Genomic DNA, 18478 nt, shown 5'->3' with positions numbered 1-18478 from the left:
AAGGATTTTGTTTCACGCAGATTCGGCAGATTTTAGCAGATTTAATTTTAAGATTTTAGAAATAAATAATCTGCGCTTATCTGCTTAAATCTTTTAAAATCTGCGTGAAATAAAAACTTTGCGACTTCGTGACTTTGCGAGATTAACTCATCAGCCGATCCAAATCTTACTTTTAACCAAAGTCATAGTTTGTCTCAAATGCTGATTGCACGCAATTAGAATAATCAAAACCACTAAACCATAACCAACAATCGTATAAATTTCCATATCGGCCAATAAAGTCGATTGTTTAGAGATTGTGCTGAAAACTTTTTTCATAGCCAAAACATTTGCATTATCTGCCGAATATCCTTTGGCAATAAAACTTTGAGTTGTGCTTGCAATAGTTTGCTGCGCTTCTGGATTTTCACCAGTAACAAATTGGCTTAATTTCAGAAAGTGTTTTTTGTTCAAGAAAACCATTGCATTCTGCATGACGCAGAAACCAATTGTACTTCCCCAAAAACGCCCTGAAACCCCAACAATTCCTGAAGAAACCGCCATATTTGCCGGAACCGATGATGTGGTAAATAAGATGAGCGGAACAAATAAAAATCCAACACCGATTCCTTGCAAAATATAGGGAATGATAATATCGCTTAGTGCAATATCTGGCACAAAAAGAAACGTAAACCAGAAATGGAAAATAGCAATAAGCGTAAAACCAATCATAAAAATAATTTTTGTCGAAACAGATTTCATCAGAAAAAATGCGGCTAAAATAAGTCCGATTACGTTTCCTAATCCATTTATATACTGAACGCCCGCAACACGAGAAGGATCCCAATTCCAGATTGAAAACATTGCCGAATGACAAAGACTCAGTGTTGCTCTGCTGATATAGAAAAGGAAAAACAATAAAAATCCTATTCGCAGATTGGCGTATTTTATAACTTCAAAATTAAAACTCGGTCTTTTTACTAAACGTTCTTTAAAAATGAATAATCCGCCTGTAATGAGCGAAATCATCAAGATTAAAACCATTTCTGAAGACTGTAACCAATATTTTTTCTCAGCATAAACAAAAAAGTAGGCACCGCAAAGAATCGAAATTAAAACCAAAAAATAACTCATCCAGTCGATTTGATACAACGGAATCTTCTTTGTAATTCGGTGCCCCCTGAAAGTAACTAAGATTAAAAAGACGTTTAAAACTTGTAGTCCTCCCGAAACATACAACATATATTTCCAGTCGTAATGATCGAGAAACCACACGGCGATATTCATAATAAAAGGCGTAGACAACAACAGCGCGCCGTAGTAAAATGAAAACCCGATAATAATGGCATTTTTAGTATTGAACTGCTCAATAAGCAATTGTCTGATCGTGATTACAGGAAGCGCCATCAGGATTCCTTCGGCAACTCTCATTAATAGAAAAACCGAAAAATTAGTAATATAAGCAGATGAAATAATTGTAATTCCGATTAAGGAATAAACCGCCATCAAGTAATTTTTTGCAGGGAAAAAACTCGAAAATCGGCTTTCTATTAAAATGGTTGCCAGCAGAGTTCCGTACGTAACGCACATTGCAAACTGCAAATCTTCTGGCTCAATGTCCAGAAAACTCGCCGCATACGTTACGTTTGACGTGTAAACTCCCAATAAAATCATGGAATGCAACAAACAAACGAACAAAATAATAATGATCGCCCATTTTGGAACCCATGATTTAAATATACTTTTATCTTCCATTTTATTTGTGCGCAGCAACAACCGTAATGTTCATTCCTGCTCTTAAAAAATCGGTTTGTTTGTCTTGCTCTTTTAACTGAATTCTAACTGGAATTCTTTGTTCAATTTTTACGAAGTTTCCAGTCGCATTATCTGGAGGTAGCAACGAGAATCTCGCACCACTCGCAGGCGATAACGAAGCAATTGTTCCCACAAAAACTTTGTCGCTTATTGCATCTGCTTTGATTTCTACTTCTTGCCCAACAGTTAAATATTGCAATTGCGTTTCTTTAAAGTTCGCTGTAATCCATTTTTCTTTACTTACGATAGAAAGCAAAGATTGTCCTTCTTTTACCATTTGTCCTGGCTGTAAAGTTCTTTTTCCGACCCAGCCATCATAAGGCGCTGTGATTACAGTGTACGAAAGAAACAATGCCGCATTATCTGCAACAGCTTGTTTTGAAGTAATATTCGTTTGCGTTGTTGGAACATTCGCTTCAGCGACAGAAGTACTTAAAGTAGCCGAATGAATTCTGTTTTTCATTTCCTGAAAATGTGCTTGCGCCGACTCGTAATCTGCTTTTACTTTCTCCAATTGCTGAGAAGTTGCTGCTTCTTCACTCACCAAAGCTTTGTATCTTTCGTATTCTAGTTTGGTTTTCCAAAGATTTGATTTTGCTGCTTCTAATTGCGATTCGTTAATTGCCGTTGCACTTGCTGTATTAATGGCATTTTTTTGAGCCACAACACTATTTTGTTGCGCATTTTGAACATCGGCAAGAGCCACATTCAATTTCGATTTATATTCTCTATTATCAATCACTACCAAAGTATCTCCTTTATGCACAAATTGGTTTTCGTCAAAACGAACTTCCTGCACATAACCTGTAATTCTCGACATAATTGGCGTAACGTATTGTTCGACCTGCGCATCATTGGTTTCTTCGTGGTTTCGGTTAAACACATAAAACCAAATTCCTAAAATAACCCCGCTTATTACCAGCGCACACGCAATAATTGTTATTAGTATATGAAACGTTTTATTTCTTTTAGTTTCATTTTTTATCTTAACCATCTTTTTTATCTCTTTATCTTAGTTCTTTCTTTAAAATCTTTCCTCTAGCTTTTCCGTTTAACTTCCTGCATTAGGCATAATTCCTGCCGTGTGCATCATTTGGTAATGTTTCAAAACAGCATCCAATCGGGTAGAGATTTTGTTGTATTTTGCCTGAAGCAAAGCATTATCAGCATCGACCATTTCGGTAATTAAAACCAATTGGTTTAAGTATTTCAGCTTTACAATTCGGTAGTTTTCTTCAGCTAAATCCAAAGCTTTGTCAACCACAACAAATTTTTCGAGAATTTCCTGATACTGCGTATGCTCTTTGTATAACTGATCTTGAATTTCTTCTTTTATAATTTCAGTCTGCATTTTCTGCACATCGATTTTAGTACTCGCTTTTGCCACTTTCGTTTTGTTTTTATACAAAGCCGAAAGATCAAAACGCGCCTCGATTCCTACCTGACCTAAAGTGTACAAATACGGATTTGGCGGAAAGAATTTGTAGTTTGGATAATAAAAGCCATAATTCCCGAAGAAGTTTACGCTAGGCAGATAATTCCCTTTTACCAATTGCATTTCAGTTTTACTGATATTTAATTCCTGACTTGCAATTCGCATTTCTTCGTTCTGCATCGCTTTATTCAGATAAAAATCATACGGATCTAAACCGTTCATTTCGTCCAGACTTGCAGTTGTGTCGATTGCAATTTCTTCGTTTTCTGGAATCTGAATTAAAGTCTTCAGATCGTGAAGCGCAATTTTAATGTTTTTGGAGTTTGTAAGCGCGTTCAACTCACGATCTGAGAGCTGTAATTCAGCACGTATAACCTCATTTTTGGTTACCGTTCCGTGTTTTTGAAGCGATTGCACTTCTTTTAATCGGCTTTTTTCTTCTTTGATGTTTTCTTCAAATATCTTTTGAAGTTCCATCATTTTATAAATCGCCAGATAGTTTGAAACAACTTCCAGTTCAATATCATTTTCTGTTTTTTCCGATTTTATTTTTGCAATTTCGTTTTCCTGATTCGCAATTTTAATCGCATTATTAATCTTGTTTCCAACGTAAATTGGCATTTTAAAAGTTGAATTAACCTCATAGATTTCAGGAATTGCTTTCGTAACTTCTTTTCCGTTTAAGAAGCCATCTCCTTTAAATTCTGTAATGTTGGTAATTCTGGAGTACATTCCGTTCAGTTGTACATCCGGTAATCTAAGTTCTTTTCTTTCTTTGATGTTTTGCTCAGCGAGCGTAATCTCCAGTTGAGATTTAAGGATTTTTTTGTTGTTTTCCTTCGCCAGTTTCATCGCTTCTTGTAAAGAAACCGTATGAACTTCCTGAGCTTGTAAACTACTGAATACTAATACCATTAGTAAAACCAATAAGCTTCTGGGAAAACAATCTTCTTTAGAGTTTGTTTTTGTAAGGAACATGAATATTTGAATAATTTATGCTGCAAAGTTCCTTCATTTTTTGCTTGGCGGATGATTCTAAAAAGTCAATAACATATTCATTTCGGACAAATGTTAAAATTCCATTTTTCGAAAACGTTATATTAAAACACTGAAAAACAAATGATTAAAAATTAATATTTTTTCACGCAGATTTAAAAAAGATTTTAGCAGATGGGTGCAGATTATTTTTTTACTCTCACAGATTTGGCAGATTGTGCAGATTATAAAGCATTTAAAAAAATCTCCCAAATCTGCGAGAGAAATTATTTTAGTATTAAATAAAAGAAATCTGCAAAATCAACTTAAATCACTTCAAATCTGCGTGAAATAAAAAAATCTATTTATTACGTTCCAAAATTTCTTTTCCATTAAGATAATCAGAAGGTCTTTGACCTAAAATCTTGAAAAAAGTATTACTGAAAGTCGGAACACTATTATAACCAACTTCTTGAGCTACCTCTTTTACCGAAAGCTTTCTTTCTAGCAAAAGTTCAATCGCTTTAAGAATTCTTCGAATGGTATAATATTGAATAAAAGACATTTTGAGATCTTTCTGAAATAAGCGATACAAAGAGCGTTCGCTAAAGCCAAATTCATGCGCTACATCAGCAAAGAGAATCGTTTCTCCTAGATTATTTTCAATGTATCGAAGAATTTTTCCTAACCGTTTATCTTTAGGCTGAGGAAGTTCTAAAGGTAAATTCGTATGACATATTTGCGGAAGAATCGCTTTTATAGCTTTTGCTATGACAAAACTCGGAGTCCCCTTTTTCAAATCACCGTTCCACTGATTGGTAAACATCATCATTTGAAGCAGCAGATTATTCACCGGGTAAATACCTTCGATTTTATAGAATTCATCTTCATCCTTTTCAACCGGAAAATACAAATTTCGCATCATCACGTGTTCCGACTTTGGTTCGATACTATGCTCTACTCCCGCGGGAATCCAGATAAAATGTCTTGCAGGCAAAAAATATGATTTCGTTTCAGTTGTCACAAAAACTACATCACCTTCTGCATACAGCATTTGCGCTTTCTTATGCTTATGTGTTGGAACAAGTAATTCTCCCATTATATTATGATGACAATAAATGCTTTTTTTATCAGCATCTACTTTATGGAGATAATATTTGTCTACTTTGAATGTTGATTGTTCCATAATATAAAGATAGGAGAAATTTAACGCAAAGCACGTAAGGTAAAAACGCAAAGTTCGCAAAGCTTTTAAATAAAACCTTTGCGAACTTTGCGTAAAATCTTAGCGCTCTTTGCGGTTAATAATCCAGAAAGTTTATATAAAAAAAATGCCTCTCATAATGAGAGGCATTTTACAAACTTAGGCGGTCTGGACGGGACTCGAACCCGCGACCCCATGCGTGACAGGCATGTATTCTAACCAACTGAACTACCAAACCCTGCGTTATTGTGGGTGCAAAAATACAACAGAATTTCGTTTCTGCAAGCGTTTTTTAAAATAAAATTTGAGAAATTTTTAATTGGCTAAATTCCAATATTTTAAAAATTGGCGACGAAATCAAAAAAGAAGAAGTTTCTTTCTTTTTCTTAATTGCATAGGAATATTTTAATATTATAAATAGAAAATCTTTGTAGAGTTACTCGCGAAGATTTGCTTTGCCTATTCGCTATCGCTCGAGTCTCCTTTGTCGAAATGACAAACAATACATTAAAATTAGAATTACAACAAAACAGAAAAGTCCGCAAAGCTTAAAAAAACTTTGCGGACTTTGCGTAAATCTTTGCGCTCTTTGCGGTTAAATAAAAAACCAAAAGTGTTTTAAATCAAAAAAGCCATCCACAAAAGTGGAAAGCTTTTCATTGGTCTAACTACTAAACCAGCTACGAGTTACAAAGTCGTAGCAAAACAACACAACTAATCTTAGATACCGTATTTGGGCAAAAAAGCCTTTCTGTTAAGAAAGGCTTCCCCAATATTGCGGTCTGGACGGGACTCGAACCCGCGACCCCATGCGTGACAGGCATGTATTCTAACCAACTGAACTACCAAACCTCTGCGTTATTGCGGTTGCAAAGATAGTACAGAATTTCATTTCTGCAAGTGTTTTTATAAAAAAAATGAAATTATTTTTATAAAAATCACCCAAAGTTTTGTTTTTCAACTAAATATGTTGTCAATATTTTTTCAAAATTATCGCCAACATTTACCGGAACGTACTTAATTTGATTCTTTGCACAGGTTAAAGCCAAGTTTTTAAAGTAAGCTTCTACCCTTTTTTCATATTCTTCTTTTACATTGTCAGCAAAAATCGAAACCTCTTCACCTGATTCTAAGTCGATAAACTTTCTTGGTGCGTTATCAAAATCAAATTTCAATTCGGTTTCATTATCAACTACATGAAACAAAACCACTTTGTGTTTGTTGTGTTTAAGATGCTGTAATGCATTAAAAAGCTTTTCATCATCTTCGGTCTGGAACATATCGGTAAACAAAATAATCATAGAACGGCGATGCATTTTCTCTGCAATTTGATGCAGATAGGTAATCGTATCCGTCGTTTTTTTGACTTTTGGTTGAACCAATAATTCTTCCAGTTTATTCAAAAGCATTCTGTGATGGCGATCGCTTCCTTTTTCTGGTGCGTAATATTCGTAATGATCGGAGAAAACGCTTAAACCAACAGCATCGCGCTGTTTCTTTAAAATATTCATCAAAACTGCCGAGGCCAAAACTGCAAAACCAATCTTCTTTTCATAAAAAGGCTGATTCGATTTGAGCTCAGGATAATGCATTGATGACGAATTATCTACAATAAGATGACAGCGTAAATTGGTTTCTTCCTCAAAACGTTTCGTGTACAAACGATCCGTTTTGGCGAATAATTTCCAGTCGATATGTTTGGTGCTTTCGCCTGCATTATAAACTTTATGTTCGGCAAATTCGGCCGAAAATCCATGAAACGGACTCTTGTGCATTCCCGATATAAAACCTTCCACAACCTGATTCGCCAGCATTTCTAGATGCTGAAAACTGGAGACTTTCTCTATTTCCGATTCGATTTTCATTCGGTTTCTTTTTTAATATTTTGTGCTTTATAAAGCAAATCTGTCGCCTGAAACAATTTACGCTTCAAGATCGGACTAAAATTAGGGTTTTCTTTTAAGAATCGCTGTACTTCATCAAAAGCAAATTTCGACGAATATTTTCCAACAGTATTATCCAGCCAATCTTTCGGAAAGAAAATATCTCCCGTGCGCTGAATTTCATCAACCAAATCTAATGAAAATCTAATATATTTCTGCGCACTTTCTTGACGAAGCGGATGATGAATATTTGCCAAACCAACCGAAACCCAAGATTCTTTCTCACGGTTTGCATCGTCTTTTAAAGATTCCATAAAAGCATTTCGAACCGATTCATCATTTGATAATGAAGGCAATAAAAACTCAAAACGCTTTTGTTTATCCGGATTTGTGAAAGATGTTCTGGTTTTTTCCAAGATTTCATCGGCTTTTGGATGTTTAAAAATCGCTAGATTCATCGCCATATTGGTGTAATCATCTTCGTTAAGTTTCAAGTTCGGAATCGAGATTTCTTTGCTCCAAACCTTATATAAACTAGTCATTCCAAGATCTGAATAAGCAACCGAGCTAAACAAACCAAATAAGGTCTTTTTAATATTAAAAGACAAGTCCGATGGCAAACGTGTAAACAAAGTATATACAAGCATTTTTTCACTAATTGTCTGTTGTTTTTCTGTAAAAAATCTCCAATATATATTGTTTATATTATTAGTTATAATTCGCAAAACCAGTTCATTTTCTTCTAATTGAATTCCTCTAAAATAACATCTAAATGCATCATCAGGTGAAATCTTCCCAATAAGCATATTTTCGTAGAGATTACTGTAAGCCGAAGCTCTCGCCATTTCATCTTTTAAAGAAGCAATATAATTCAAATTATTCCCGTCAAGCGGAAAAACACCGTATCCAAAACCATTATAATTGTAAATGATAGCAAACGGTTTTTCAAGTCCGATAGCTTCTTTTACAACGGTATTTTTGTCATTAACATTGACTGATAAAACCTTCACTTCTTTGGCATAAACCAAACCAATCTGAAAAACCTGAGGCCAGATATTCTCTGATTTATCTTCTGCTTTTTGCTGAATTTCAAAGCTTTTAATTCGGTTTTTAGCATCATATTCGATTTGATCCGTAAAAATGGCTCTCCCCGATTTATTTACCCAGACATCGCTCCATTTTTTCATGTCAAGCGGAGTTTCAGCATCAAGAAGTTCTACGAGATTATTCCAATCTGCATTGTCGTTGGCATATTTCTGAATGTATTTTTCGATTCCTTTCTGAAAAGCTTCCTTTCCCATAGAAGCCTCTAACTGACGCATCATAATTGGCGCTTTGTTGTAAATAATGGCTCCGTACAACGAACCCGCATCTTTTAAATTCGCCAAATGCTGTTTGATCGGATGAGTTCCTAAAGATCGATCTTCCGCGAAAGCGCTAGGATAATGCGCCGTAAAAAATTGCAGATTATGATTGACTTTTGGAAAAATCGGATTCATGATTTTATCGGCCATGAAGTTGGCGAAAACCTCTTTCATCCAAACATCGTCAAACCACTTCATCGTAACCAAATCGCCAAACCACATATGTGAGGTTTCATGAGCAATGAGTTTTGCACGGTTTAATTTCTCGCTGTCGGTTGCACTGTTGTCCAGAAACAAAGTCGATTCTCTGTATTGAATCGCACCAACATGCTCCATTCCGCCATATTGAAAAACGGGAATCGAAGCAAAATCCAATTTCTGAAATGGAAATTTATAATTAGTATATTTTTCTAAAAAATCTAAAGATTGCTGATGTAAACTGAAAATAGTATCAGCGCTTACGCGAAATTTCTCCGGACTGTTTTCACGATACAACATTGTCATTTCTAAACCTGGCTTTTGTGTCGCGCTTTTGAATTTTCCTGCAACGAAAGAAAATAAATACGTACTCATTTTGTCTGATTCTCCAAAAGTGTACAGTGTAAAATCTCCCTTTTCGGTTTTTTCTTTTACATGGGCTCCAGCCAAAACTGACCATTCTTTGGGCACAGAAAGACTTAGTTTATAAGTCGCTTTTATGTCTGGCTGATCGAAACACGGGAACAATGTACTTGCGCGATCTGGAACTAATAAAGTGTATAGAAAATCATCATTTCTATTTAATGATAAATTACCTGCAATAAAAGAAATTGAAATGCTATTTTTTCCTGAAACTAAAGCCGAAGAATCAATCACAATATGTCCATTTTCGTGTACAATTGAAACCTTTTTCCCATTGACTTCAATTGCTTGTATGTTTTCCGTTTTCTCTTTAAAATCTAAATAAATATAACGATAAGGATGATTTGGCAAAGTTACTCCTAAAACCAAATTGGCTTTAATTTGTTCTTCTTTTTTATTCGGAATTTCAAATGAAAGTCCGTAAGTGACATCTGAGATTTCCTGTTTTCTATAATTAGCCAATGATTCTGAAACACCTTTATCCAAAAGATAAACCTGCATTTCTTTTGACTGAGAAAAACCATTGAAAATCAAGATAAAAAAACAAAGAAAGCTGTAGAAAATTTTCATTTTTAAGGAATATAAGATTTGCTAAAATTAGCAAAAGCATTGATTTTTCGCAAACAATTACTGCAACAACATTGCATTTAAAAATAAGATTTCTATATTTGCAACACTATTGCATTAATTCTGACTTTAAATGAGTCGGAAATAATCTCAACGAATGAAAAAGAAACTTAAACTTATTAATCTTTTAATGCCTTTAATTGTATTGTTCGCAATACTTTTTCCGGCTGTCCATTCGTACGAACATATTTTAGACACTCATAGTTGCAAAGAGAAATTAGAGTTTTCTGTTTCCGAAAAACCGCAATTTAAAGCCAAACTGCATTCATTTCATAAATGTTCGATTTGTGATTTTAAATTCAGTGCTGTTGGCACCTTTGAGTTTACTGTTTTTCAGTTTTTCAAGAATAATCCTGTTGTAAAACACCTTAGTTTTTACAGCAAACCACATTTTACATTTTTTAAGGGCTCTTTATTTTCCCTTCGAGCCCCGCCTTTTACACTTTAGTTTTTTTTTGTATTCCCTATTGTTTTGCAATTCGGCTATTTAATTGTTTTTATGATTTCAAAATCTTAAAACATTCAAAGGCTATTTCATTCATTTTAAGCATTTAATGCAACATATTGATATTGATATTGAAATAGCTTTTCTACACAAAAAAATCACCTCAAAATTTTATTCTTTTTTCATTTAGAACAAAGCTTTATCCAAAAGTTTTAGTCTGAAATGAACTGCTTTTATTCTGTTTATCCGATTGCTAAAATCGGTAGGCATTGTCTTTCGCAACCCAAATACCCTTTATAAAATGATCAAAATCAAATTAGAAAAAATGAAAACAACAAAACTCATTCTGGTTTCGCTCTTTGCCGCAATGGCTCTTACAAGCTGCAGTAACGACGATTCAGAAGAAAAACAGGCAATTCCAAAGATTGACAAAATCGAACTAGGTCTTAACAACAGCGAAACAGCAACTATTGGCGCAGATTTCCATTTTAATGCAGAAGTAACTGCTGCTGATAAAATCGAAAATGTACAAGTAAAAATTCTACAAAGAAGCACCGAAACATACTCAAAAGTCTGGTCGCACGAAATTACTTGGACACAATATGCAGGTGCAAAAAATGCAACTGTTCACAAACATTTTGATATTCCAGAAGATGCTACAGAAGGAAAATACAACTTCATCATTATCGTAAACGATCAAAACGGAAGCAAACTTGAAGTAAAGAAAAACCTAACGATTATAACTCAAAAAATATGAAAAATTTAAACCTCTTATTAGGCATTTTTGCTTTTGCCTTTATAACGTCTTGCTCCAGCGACAAAGCCGAAATTGACACCGAATATCCTTTAATTGACATTTCAGCAACAGATGCTTTTCCAATTCAATGCAGCACGATCGAAAGCGGAAAAACCTTCACTTTTAAAGCCACTTTTAATGACAATGTCGCTTTGGGCTCTTACAGCTTAGACATTCACCACAATTTCGATCATCATACACATAGTACAGAAGTTAATACCTGCAAAACCGAAGCTGTAAAAAGTCCCATAAAACCAATGCTTTTCATTAACAATTACAGTATTCCGAACGGTGTGAAAAGTTATGAAGCAACGGCACAAATCACCATTCCTGCCGATGTTGATCCTGGAGATTACCATTTTATGATTCGCTTGACGGACAAAGAAGGCTGGCAGACGCTGAAAGGTTTAAGTATTAAAATTTTATAAGATCAGATTAATGAAGAATGCCCTATCCATGTATTGGAAATATTGTTTTTTACTACTCAGTTTATTGGTTTCAGCAGAAGCTTTTTCTCAAAATCAGCCATCAGAAAAGAAGCCAGAAATCAAGGAACTTGACGAAGTTTTAATTAACGGAAATTCTGCCGAAAAACGCAAAAAAGAAGAATCGCTGAATGTTGAAACGGTAAACAATAGTTTCATTCAGCGTAATCTTGGCGGGAGTTTAATGCAGTCTTTGCAGAAATTGCCTGGCGTTAAAACTATTTCGATTGGTTCGGGAGGTTCAAAACCGCTTATTCGTGGTTTGAGCTTTAATCAGGTGATTGTGGTTGAAAATGGCTTGAAACACGAAGGCCAACAATGGGGCGCAGATCACGGACTTGAAATCGATCAATATGCTGTCAATCGGGTAGAAATTATAAAAGGCCCTTCTTCATTTATTTACGGATCTGATGCTGTTGGCGGTGCAGTCAATATTAAACCGTTGCCGCTTCCATCTCAAAATACTTTTGGCGGAAGTGTTGATCTTACTGGAAAAAGCAACAATGCGCAATTTGGAAGTTCCATTAATTTATTTGGAAGAAACGAAAATTGGTTCTTTTATTCTCGAGTAACCACAATGGATTATGGCGATTATCGCGTTCCGACCGATGTGGTTCATGTCTATAGTTATGCTGTTCCATTATACAAAAATCATTTACGAAATACGGCTGGACGAGAACTTGATTTTCATGTGAGCACAGGTTATTCGGGAGAACATTTTAAATCGGTTTTCTATATCAGCAATGTGCATACCAAAAGCGGTTTTTTCGCGAATGCGCATGGGCTCGAACCTCGAAATGTAGATCTCGAATTACACGACAAATCAAGTCGTGATATTTTGATGCCGTATCAGCAAGTCAATCATTTAAAGGTTAGCAATACGACTTCTTTTCAATTGGGAAATCATGCTTTTGAGATGCAAATTGGTTTTCAAAATAACTTCAGAAGAGAATATAGCCATTATGTAAATCACGGTTATATGCCACCGATTTATCCGGAAGATATGTACGCTCCACAAGATTTGGAACGTCAATATGATAAAGATGTTTGGTCGTTTTCTGCTAAAGACGAATTTAGAATTCAAAATCATCAAATTACGGTTGGTTCGAATGTAGTTTTTCAGCAAAATGAAATTGGCGGATGGAGTTTTTTAATTCCATCTTTCACGCAATTTAACGCGGGTTTATTTGCTTACGATAAAATTGAACTGAACGAAAAATGGTTTTTAAACGGTGCTGTTCGTTACGATTACGGAAAAATCAAAATGAAATCGTATTACGATTGGTTTCAAAGTCCCGTTTCTGAAAACAATCAGACGGAGTTGGAATATTTACAGCGTTCTCAAGATCTAACTAAAATCTTTAACAGTTTTACATCGTCAATCGGAGCAAATTACAATCTTGGAAAGCTTTCGCTAAAAGCCAATTTGGGTTCGAGTTTTAGAATGCCGATTGCCAAAGAATTGGCTTCAAACGGTGTAAATTATCATTATTTCCGATTCGAAAAAGGAAATCCGAATTTGGATGCAGAACGTTCCTATCAACTGGATTTGGGAATGGAATGGAAAGCGCAAAACTTCTCTTTTCAATTTACTCCATTCGTAAATTATTTTCCAAATTTCATTTATCTCAATCCGACTTCAGCTCATGATATTTATTATGGCGCAGGAAATCAGGTTTTTGAATATGAACAAAGCAAGGTTTTCCGTTATGGCGCAGAATTTCAAACGAGATATTATTTCCTGAAATCTTTAAGTGCAGAAATTGGTGCCGAATATCTTTATTCGGAACAAAAATCAGGAAGCAAAAAAGGCTATACACTCCCGTTTTCTCCGCCGCCTTCTGTTTTGTTCGGATTGAATTATGAACCTCAAATTAGCTTTTTAAAAGAACCTTACTTTTCTGTTGATTATCGTTTTACGGCACAGCAAAACAATATCGTTCCGCCTGAGAAAAAAACGGCCGAAAGTCATGTATTCAATTTGGCTTTTGGCTCAAAAATTAAAACAGGAAAACAGGATATCAGCCTCAATATTCAGATCCAAAATTTATTTAATACCAGATACTTAAATCACACCAGCTTTTATCGACTTATCGAACTTCCAGAAGCGGGACGAAACATTATTGTTTCTATGAAGATTCCGTTTTCGATTTCGAGATAAGTTCAACCATTCAAAAAATCAATTATTTACAAATTTTAAACCCTTTATTACAATGAAAAACAATTTTTACAAACTGCTTTTTTTATTCGCTTTATCGCTTTTTGCGGTTTCATGCAGCAACGACGATGACAACCACGACGATCACGATCATGATCACGACACTTCTGAAGAACACACTTTTGTTCGAGTTTTACTTTCTGACGAAAAAACGACTGAGCTAACTCTTTTTGATCCGCATGAAGATAAAATCAGCTCTTTTACGGCAAAATTTGCTAAATCGTCTTTGTACACAACAGAATCTGGACGTTATGCAGGAATTGTTCACAGAGACAATAATTTTGTAGAAACTTTCGACAGCGGATTGGAATTACACGGCGATCATATTGATGTTGATGATGTTCCGAAATTTGGAATTTTAGCGACAAGCGCATTAAAACCAACGCATTTTAAAAGTAAAATTGGCGAAATCCTGACTTTTAATGACGGCGACGGAACGCTTTCTGTTGGTAAAGAAGCTGATGTAAACAAAGTTGGCTCGACTTTCAAAACCATAAACGCAGGTTTATTGGCGCATCACGGTGCAATGGCGACTTTTACAAACGGAACTTATGCGATTACGGTAAAAGATAATTCGGTTACGGGAACGCTTCCAGAAAAAGTAAAAATTATCGACAACACTGGGAAAACACTTTTTGATGCTAAACTTGCGACAAAAGGAATTCACGGAAATGCTTCAGACGGTGTTTATGCTGTTTTTGGTTCATCAAGCGGAATTTTGGTTGTAGAAAGTAACGGAAACCAAAAACTAATCGATCATCCAACAGATTTTGGAACAGCTTGGTTTGGAAGTATTTTAGAAACGGCTTCGGCTGGAAAATTTATTGGTTATACAGCTGCAAAAGGCGCTTATTTAATTGATGTTGTTGCTGGTTCAGTAAAACCAATTATTCAGAATACAACCATTATGCAGTGCAAAACAAGTTACGATCGTAAAAAACTGGCTGTTTTACTGCATTCTGGAGAGTTTAAACTTTATGATATCAGCAGTTTGCAAACGGTGAAAGAAACTAAAGCAACTGCAGAAACAGCTACAGATGCGACATTAAAACCTCAAATGGCAGTTACAGACCGTTTTGCTTATATCACTTCGCCAACAACTGGAGAGTTAGTACAAGTAAACCTTTCTACATTGGCAATCAAAAAGACCAAAGTTTCAAGTACACCTTATATGATTACAGTTTTGGGTTATGAAAACAGTGAAACGCACAGTCATTAATTGATTTTATAGCAACTCTTACAATTATTTTAACACATAGAAACATAGCTTATCTTTGAGTGTAGAGGCGTTTCACTTATTTAAAACCACATAGCTATGTGTAAAAACTAGTTTTCTCTAAACTCTTTTATGAGCATAAAATTTATGTTTCTATGTGTTTAAAAAACTTAACATATAAAACAATAAAAAAGGTTTGACTTTCGTCAAACCTCTTTTATATAAATCGTAATCTAAGATTACAATAAAGCGTCTAAACTATCTGCGTAGGTTTGTTTCGGAGCTACTCCTACTTGTTTTCCTACTACTTCACCGTTATGAAACACCAAAACGGTTGGTATGTTACGCACACCATATTTTGCAGCAAATTCTTGGTTAGCGTCTACATCTACTTTACCAACAACTACTTTACCAGCGTACTCGTCGCTTAATTGGTCAATGATTGGACCAACCATTCTACAAGGACCACACCATGCTGCCCAAAAATCTACCATTACTGGTTTATCTGATTTTAAAACTACTTCATCAAAAGTAGCATCTGTTATTGCTAATGCCATAATATATTAAGATTAAATTAGGTCTGAAATATTAACTTTCAAACTACAGTACAAATTTAAAAATTTAAAATAAATCAAACACCATTACTAAATTAGTTTTCGTTATAAATGTATTATCATTAATTATGAGCTAAATAACTTTAAAATTACAATTTATTTACCTGAAAATCAAACCAATAAAAAGTTAATGTTTTTTGTAGTATCTTTAATACATCTAAAATTCGGCTACTATGAAAGAAGCTTTATCCAAAACCAAATCCTTTCTGCAATCTGATTCTTTTAAAAAATATGCCAAACGTTTTGGATATTTTATCTTGGGCTTAATTGCCATTCTTTTGCTTGCCTGCGGAGGTTTGTCGATATATTTTAACCGAAATAAAGCCGAAATTATTGCTAAAGTCAATACCAAAATCAATGAAAATATAAATGGTAAATTTCATATTAGAGATTTTCATTATAAATTTCTAACTGGTTTTCCGAATTTTACATTGGCGCTTAATGATGTCGAAATAAAAGACAATCAATGGCAAAGCCACAAACATACTTTGCTGAGAGCAAAAGAAATTGAAGCGCGTTTGAACATTTTGAGTTTGTTGCAACACGAAATCAACATTCATAAAATCTTAATCAACGACGCCCATATTTATATTTATAAAGCCGAAAACGGTTATTCTAACGCCAATATTTTTAAACCCAAAAAGAAAAAAACGCAAACCGACAAAGAAAAACCCGAAACTACGATTGATGAAGTAAACCTCAACAAAGTCCACGTAATTATTGACAATCATTTGGGGCATAAACTGTTTGATTTTGATGTGGCAAGTTTAGAATCTAAAGTAAATTATGGCGATAACAGCTGGCAGACCAATCTCTATTTGAAAACCAAAATTAACAGTCTAGCCTTTAATACCGTTCACGGAAGTTTTGCCAAAGAAAAAGTTCTGGAAGGCAATTTTGATATTTCGTATGCCGAAGCCAATCAGAAAATAGATATTAAAACCAAAGGACTTAAAATTGGTTCTGACGTTTTTGACATTATCGCTTATTTTAATATCGGAAAAAACAATTCGCTGTTCGGAATCAATATTGGAACGGATATTTTATGGCGAAATGCTTCCAATTTATTGTCGGCAAACATCAGTTCAAAACTTAACCAATTTGATATAAAAAAACCGATTAAGGTAAACTGCGACATAAAAGGAGATTTGAATGTAGAAGGCGATCCTAAAATTGTGGTTCAGGCAGACATTCGCGATAATGAAGTGAGTATTCCAGATGGTTTGTTTACCAATTGCAGTTTCAAAGGAATTTTCACGAATAATTTCAAACCAAAAGAAGAACCCAGCGATCCAAATTCAGCCATTATTCTAACCAATTTTAAAGCTGAATATGAAAGTATTCCGTTAAAAATTGCTCAGGCCGTAATTAACAATCTCGAAAAACCGATTGCCACCGGAGTTGTAAATTCTGATTTTGACATTTCGAAACTCAACGGAATGATGAACGAGAAAATTCTTCATTTCGAAAGCGGCCATGCCAAAGCCAATTTGAAATTTCAGTTTGATATTGTCGATTTGTACATCAATAAACCCAAATTTACGGGCGATGTAGATATTGCTGATGCCACATTTGATTATATTCCAAAAAAGATTCACGCCGAAAAAACGGCTGTACAATTGTCGTTTACGCAAGAAGCGCTTTACATTAAAAAAATAGCCTACAAACACAAAAAGAACATTATCCGCATTGACGGAAAAATTGATAATTTCTTGAATCTCTATTACGACGCGCCCGAAAAAATGGTGGTAAATTGGAATATTTATTGTCCGAATATTGACGTGAAACAGTTTTTAGGCGTTCTGCAAAATTCTCCAAAACAAAAAGTGGCAGAGAAAAAACCAGTTAAAAAGAATGTCAATTTTACAAATCAGTTACGATCAGTAATAGAAAAATGTGCGGCTGTAATTAATCTCAAAGCCGATAACATCACCTACGGATCACTTACCGCAACCAATACTCAGGCCACAATCCAGATGCTAAATTCTAAGATTCTTCTTAAAAACGGAACATTAAATACTTCTGGCGGAAGCATAAACTTTAGCGGTTCTGTGCAGCCAAGCGGAAATCGTTATGTTTTTACTTCAAACGCACAAGTAAACCGAGTTGATATTGCAAGTTTTTTAAGGTCTTTTAATAATTTCGGAATCAAATCTTTTAGTCCAAAAAACATTCGCGGACGATTGACAAGCAATGCCAATGTTGCGGGTTTAATGAGCAGTAAAGGCGATCTGATTGTCAATTCGATGAAAGGGAAACTGGATTTTAATGTCAATCAAGGTGCCTTAATCAATTTTGAACCGATTATGAAAGTCGGAAAATTTGCTTTTCCGTTTCGCGATGTTGAGAATATTACTTTCAGCGATTTGTCGGGTTCGCTTAATCTGCGCGGCGAGCAAATCGATATCCATAAATTGACTATAAGTTCAAGCGTTCTCAACCTAGACGCAGAAGGCATTTATTCTTTCGGTCGAGGCACCAATCTCGCGCTTACCATCCCGCTAAGAAATTCTAAAAACGACGCCAAACTCGCCACCAAAGAAGAACGAAAAGCCGTTCGAGAACGCGGTATTGTCTTGCATTTGATTGCTTACGATAATGAAGGAAAAATGAAGGTTAAGTGGGGGAAGAAGGATAAGGGGTAGAAAAAGCTTCTAATTTTTTGTCATTAATGAAAAACCGTATAAATACGCTGTTTTTATCTCGTATTTATTAATAAAATTGTCCACATAAAATATGGTTTTCCGTAATCAAAGTAACTAGTTTAGAACTATATTTGTTTTAAAATTTATTATAGCATT

At 34.8% G+C, this 18478-nt stretch carries 12 protein-coding genes and 2 tRNA genes; 5 read left to right on the top strand and 9 right to left on the bottom strand.

What is annotated here, in order from left to right:
• Positions 1-150: 150 nt before the first annotated feature.
• From BSF41_RS12185 to BSF41_RS12150, 8 genes are all read right to left on the bottom strand, one after another.
• The gene (locus tag BSF41_RS12185) at positions 151-1734 is read right to left on the bottom strand and encodes an MFS transporter (RefSeq protein WP_095929763.1); all 1584 of its coding nucleotides are present in this window, start codon (positions 1732-1734) and stop codon (positions 151-153) included.
• Position 1735: 1 nt separating this feature from the next.
• A complete protein-coding gene (locus tag BSF41_RS12180) occupies positions 1736-2788 on the bottom strand; it encodes an HlyD family secretion protein (RefSeq protein ID WP_095929762.1) in 1053 nt (350 codons plus the stop codon).
• A gap of 57 nt (positions 2789-2845) precedes the next feature.
• Positions 2846-4144, bottom strand: coding sequence for a TolC family protein (locus tag BSF41_RS12175; RefSeq protein ID WP_253251816.1), 1299 nt, complete (start codon positions 4142-4144; stop codon positions 2846-2848).
• A 421-nt stretch (positions 4145-4565) separates the two neighbouring features.
• Positions 4566-5390 (bottom strand): AraC family transcriptional regulator, encoded by an 825-nt coding sequence (locus BSF41_RS12170; protein WP_095929760.1) that lies wholly within the window; start codon positions 5388-5390, stop codon positions 4566-4568.
• A gap of 182 nt (positions 5391-5572) precedes the next feature.
• Positions 5573-5646 (bottom strand) — tRNA-Asp (locus BSF41_RS12165).
• A gap of 540 nt (positions 5647-6186) precedes the next feature.
• Positions 6187-6260: transfer RNA gene (locus tag BSF41_RS12160), tRNA-Asp, on the bottom strand.
• 86 nt (positions 6261-6346) lie between these two features.
• Positions 6347-7273, bottom strand: coding sequence for a DUF58 domain-containing protein (locus BSF41_RS12155; protein WP_095929759.1), 927 nt, complete (start codon positions 7271-7273; stop codon positions 6347-6349).
• On the bottom strand, positions 7270-9846 hold the full coding sequence (locus tag BSF41_RS12150) for a M1 family aminopeptidase (RefSeq protein WP_095929758.1): 2577 nt from the start codon (positions 9844-9846) through the stop codon (positions 7270-7272). Before BSF41_RS12150 ends, BSF41_RS12155 begins: the two co-directional genes overlap by 4 nt.
• Positions 9847-10673: 827 nt before the next feature.
• Here BSF41_RS12150 and BSF41_RS12140 point away from each other — a divergent pair.
• From BSF41_RS12140 to BSF41_RS12125, 4 genes are read left to right on the top strand one after another with little or no spacing between them, the layout of a single operon-like run.
• On the top strand, positions 10674-11105 hold the full coding sequence (locus BSF41_RS12140) for a DUF4625 domain-containing protein (protein WP_172426897.1): 432 nt from the start codon (positions 10674-10676) through the stop codon (positions 11103-11105).
• Positions 11102-11572, top strand: a complete 471-nt coding sequence (locus BSF41_RS12135; RefSeq protein WP_095929755.1) for a DUF4625 domain-containing protein — start codon at positions 11102-11104, stop codon at positions 11570-11572. The genes BSF41_RS12140 and BSF41_RS12135 overlap by 4 nt, the downstream gene beginning before the upstream one ends.
• Positions 11573-11582: 10 nt before the next feature.
• Complete coding sequence (locus BSF41_RS12130) at positions 11583-13790, top strand: TonB-dependent receptor (protein WP_253251815.1); 2208 nt, start codon at positions 11583-11585, stop codon at positions 13788-13790.
• Between the two features lie 52 nt (positions 13791-13842).
• A complete protein-coding gene (locus BSF41_RS12125) occupies positions 13843-15066 on the top strand; it encodes a hypothetical protein (RefSeq protein WP_095929753.1) in 1224 nt (407 codons plus the stop codon).
• Positions 15067-15302: 236 nt separating this feature from the next.
• Here BSF41_RS12125 and trxA read toward each other — a convergent pair whose 3' ends face one another.
• Positions 15303-15620, bottom strand: coding sequence for a thioredoxin (trxA, locus tag BSF41_RS12120; RefSeq protein ID WP_012023423.1), 318 nt, complete (start codon positions 15618-15620; stop codon positions 15303-15305).
• A 230-nt stretch (positions 15621-15850) separates the two neighbouring features.
• On the opposite strand from trxA, the gene BSF41_RS12115 reads away from it, so the two are divergent.
• Positions 15851-18322, top strand: coding sequence for an AsmA-like C-terminal region-containing protein (locus BSF41_RS12115; protein ID WP_095929752.1), 2472 nt, complete (start codon positions 15851-15853; stop codon positions 18320-18322).
• Positions 18323-18478: the final 156 nt, after the last annotated feature.

It is taken from the genome of Flavobacterium sp. ACN2, assembly GCF_002303885.1.
Classification (GTDB): domain Bacteria; phylum Bacteroidota; class Bacteroidia; order Flavobacteriales; family Flavobacteriaceae; genus Flavobacterium.
Note: the sequence above shows the minus strand (reverse complement) of the source record. Positions and strands in the feature narration are given on the sequence as shown.

Excerpts from the sequence above, each read along its gene's own strand:
- BSF41_RS12135 (WP_095929755.1), top strand. The coding sequence starts at position 11,102 with ATGAAAAATTTAAACCTCTTATTAGGCATTTTTGCTTTTGCCTTTATA.
- BSF41_RS12130 (WP_253251815.1), top strand. The coding sequence starts at position 11,583 with ATGAAGAATGCCCTATCCATGTATTGGAAATATTGTTTTTTACTACTC.
- BSF41_RS12125 (WP_095929753.1), top strand. The coding sequence starts at position 13,843 with ATGAAAAACAATTTTTACAAACTGCTTTTTTTATTCGCTTTATCGCTT.
- BSF41_RS12155 (WP_095929759.1), bottom strand. The coding sequence starts at position 7,273 with ATGAAAATCGAATCGGAAATAGAGAAAGTCTCCAGTTTTCAGCATCTA.
- BSF41_RS12180 (WP_095929762.1), bottom strand. The coding sequence starts at position 2,788 with ATGGTTAAGATAAAAAATGAAACTAAAAGAAATAAAACGTTTCATATA.
- BSF41_RS12185 (WP_095929763.1), bottom strand. The coding sequence starts at position 1,734 with ATGGAAGATAAAAGTATATTTAAATCATGGGTTCCAAAATGGGCGATC.
- BSF41_RS12175 (WP_253251816.1), bottom strand. The coding sequence starts at position 4,144 with ATGGTATTAGTATTCAGTAGTTTACAAGCTCAGGAAGTTCATACGGTT.
- BSF41_RS12140 (WP_172426897.1), top strand. The coding sequence starts at position 10,674 with ATGAAAACAACAAAACTCATTCTGGTTTCGCTCTTTGCCGCAATGGCT.
- BSF41_RS12115 (WP_095929752.1), top strand. The coding sequence starts at position 15,851 with ATGAAAGAAGCTTTATCCAAAACCAAATCCTTTCTGCAATCTGATTCT.
- trxA (WP_012023423.1), bottom strand. The coding sequence starts at position 15,620 with ATGGCATTAGCAATAACAGATGCTACTTTTGATGAAGTAGTTTTAAAA.
- BSF41_RS12150 (WP_095929758.1), bottom strand. The coding sequence starts at position 9,846 with ATGAAAATTTTCTACAGCTTTCTTTGTTTTTTTATCTTGATTTTCAAT.
- BSF41_RS12170 (WP_095929760.1), bottom strand. The coding sequence starts at position 5,390 with ATGGAACAATCAACATTCAAAGTAGACAAATATTATCTCCATAAAGTA.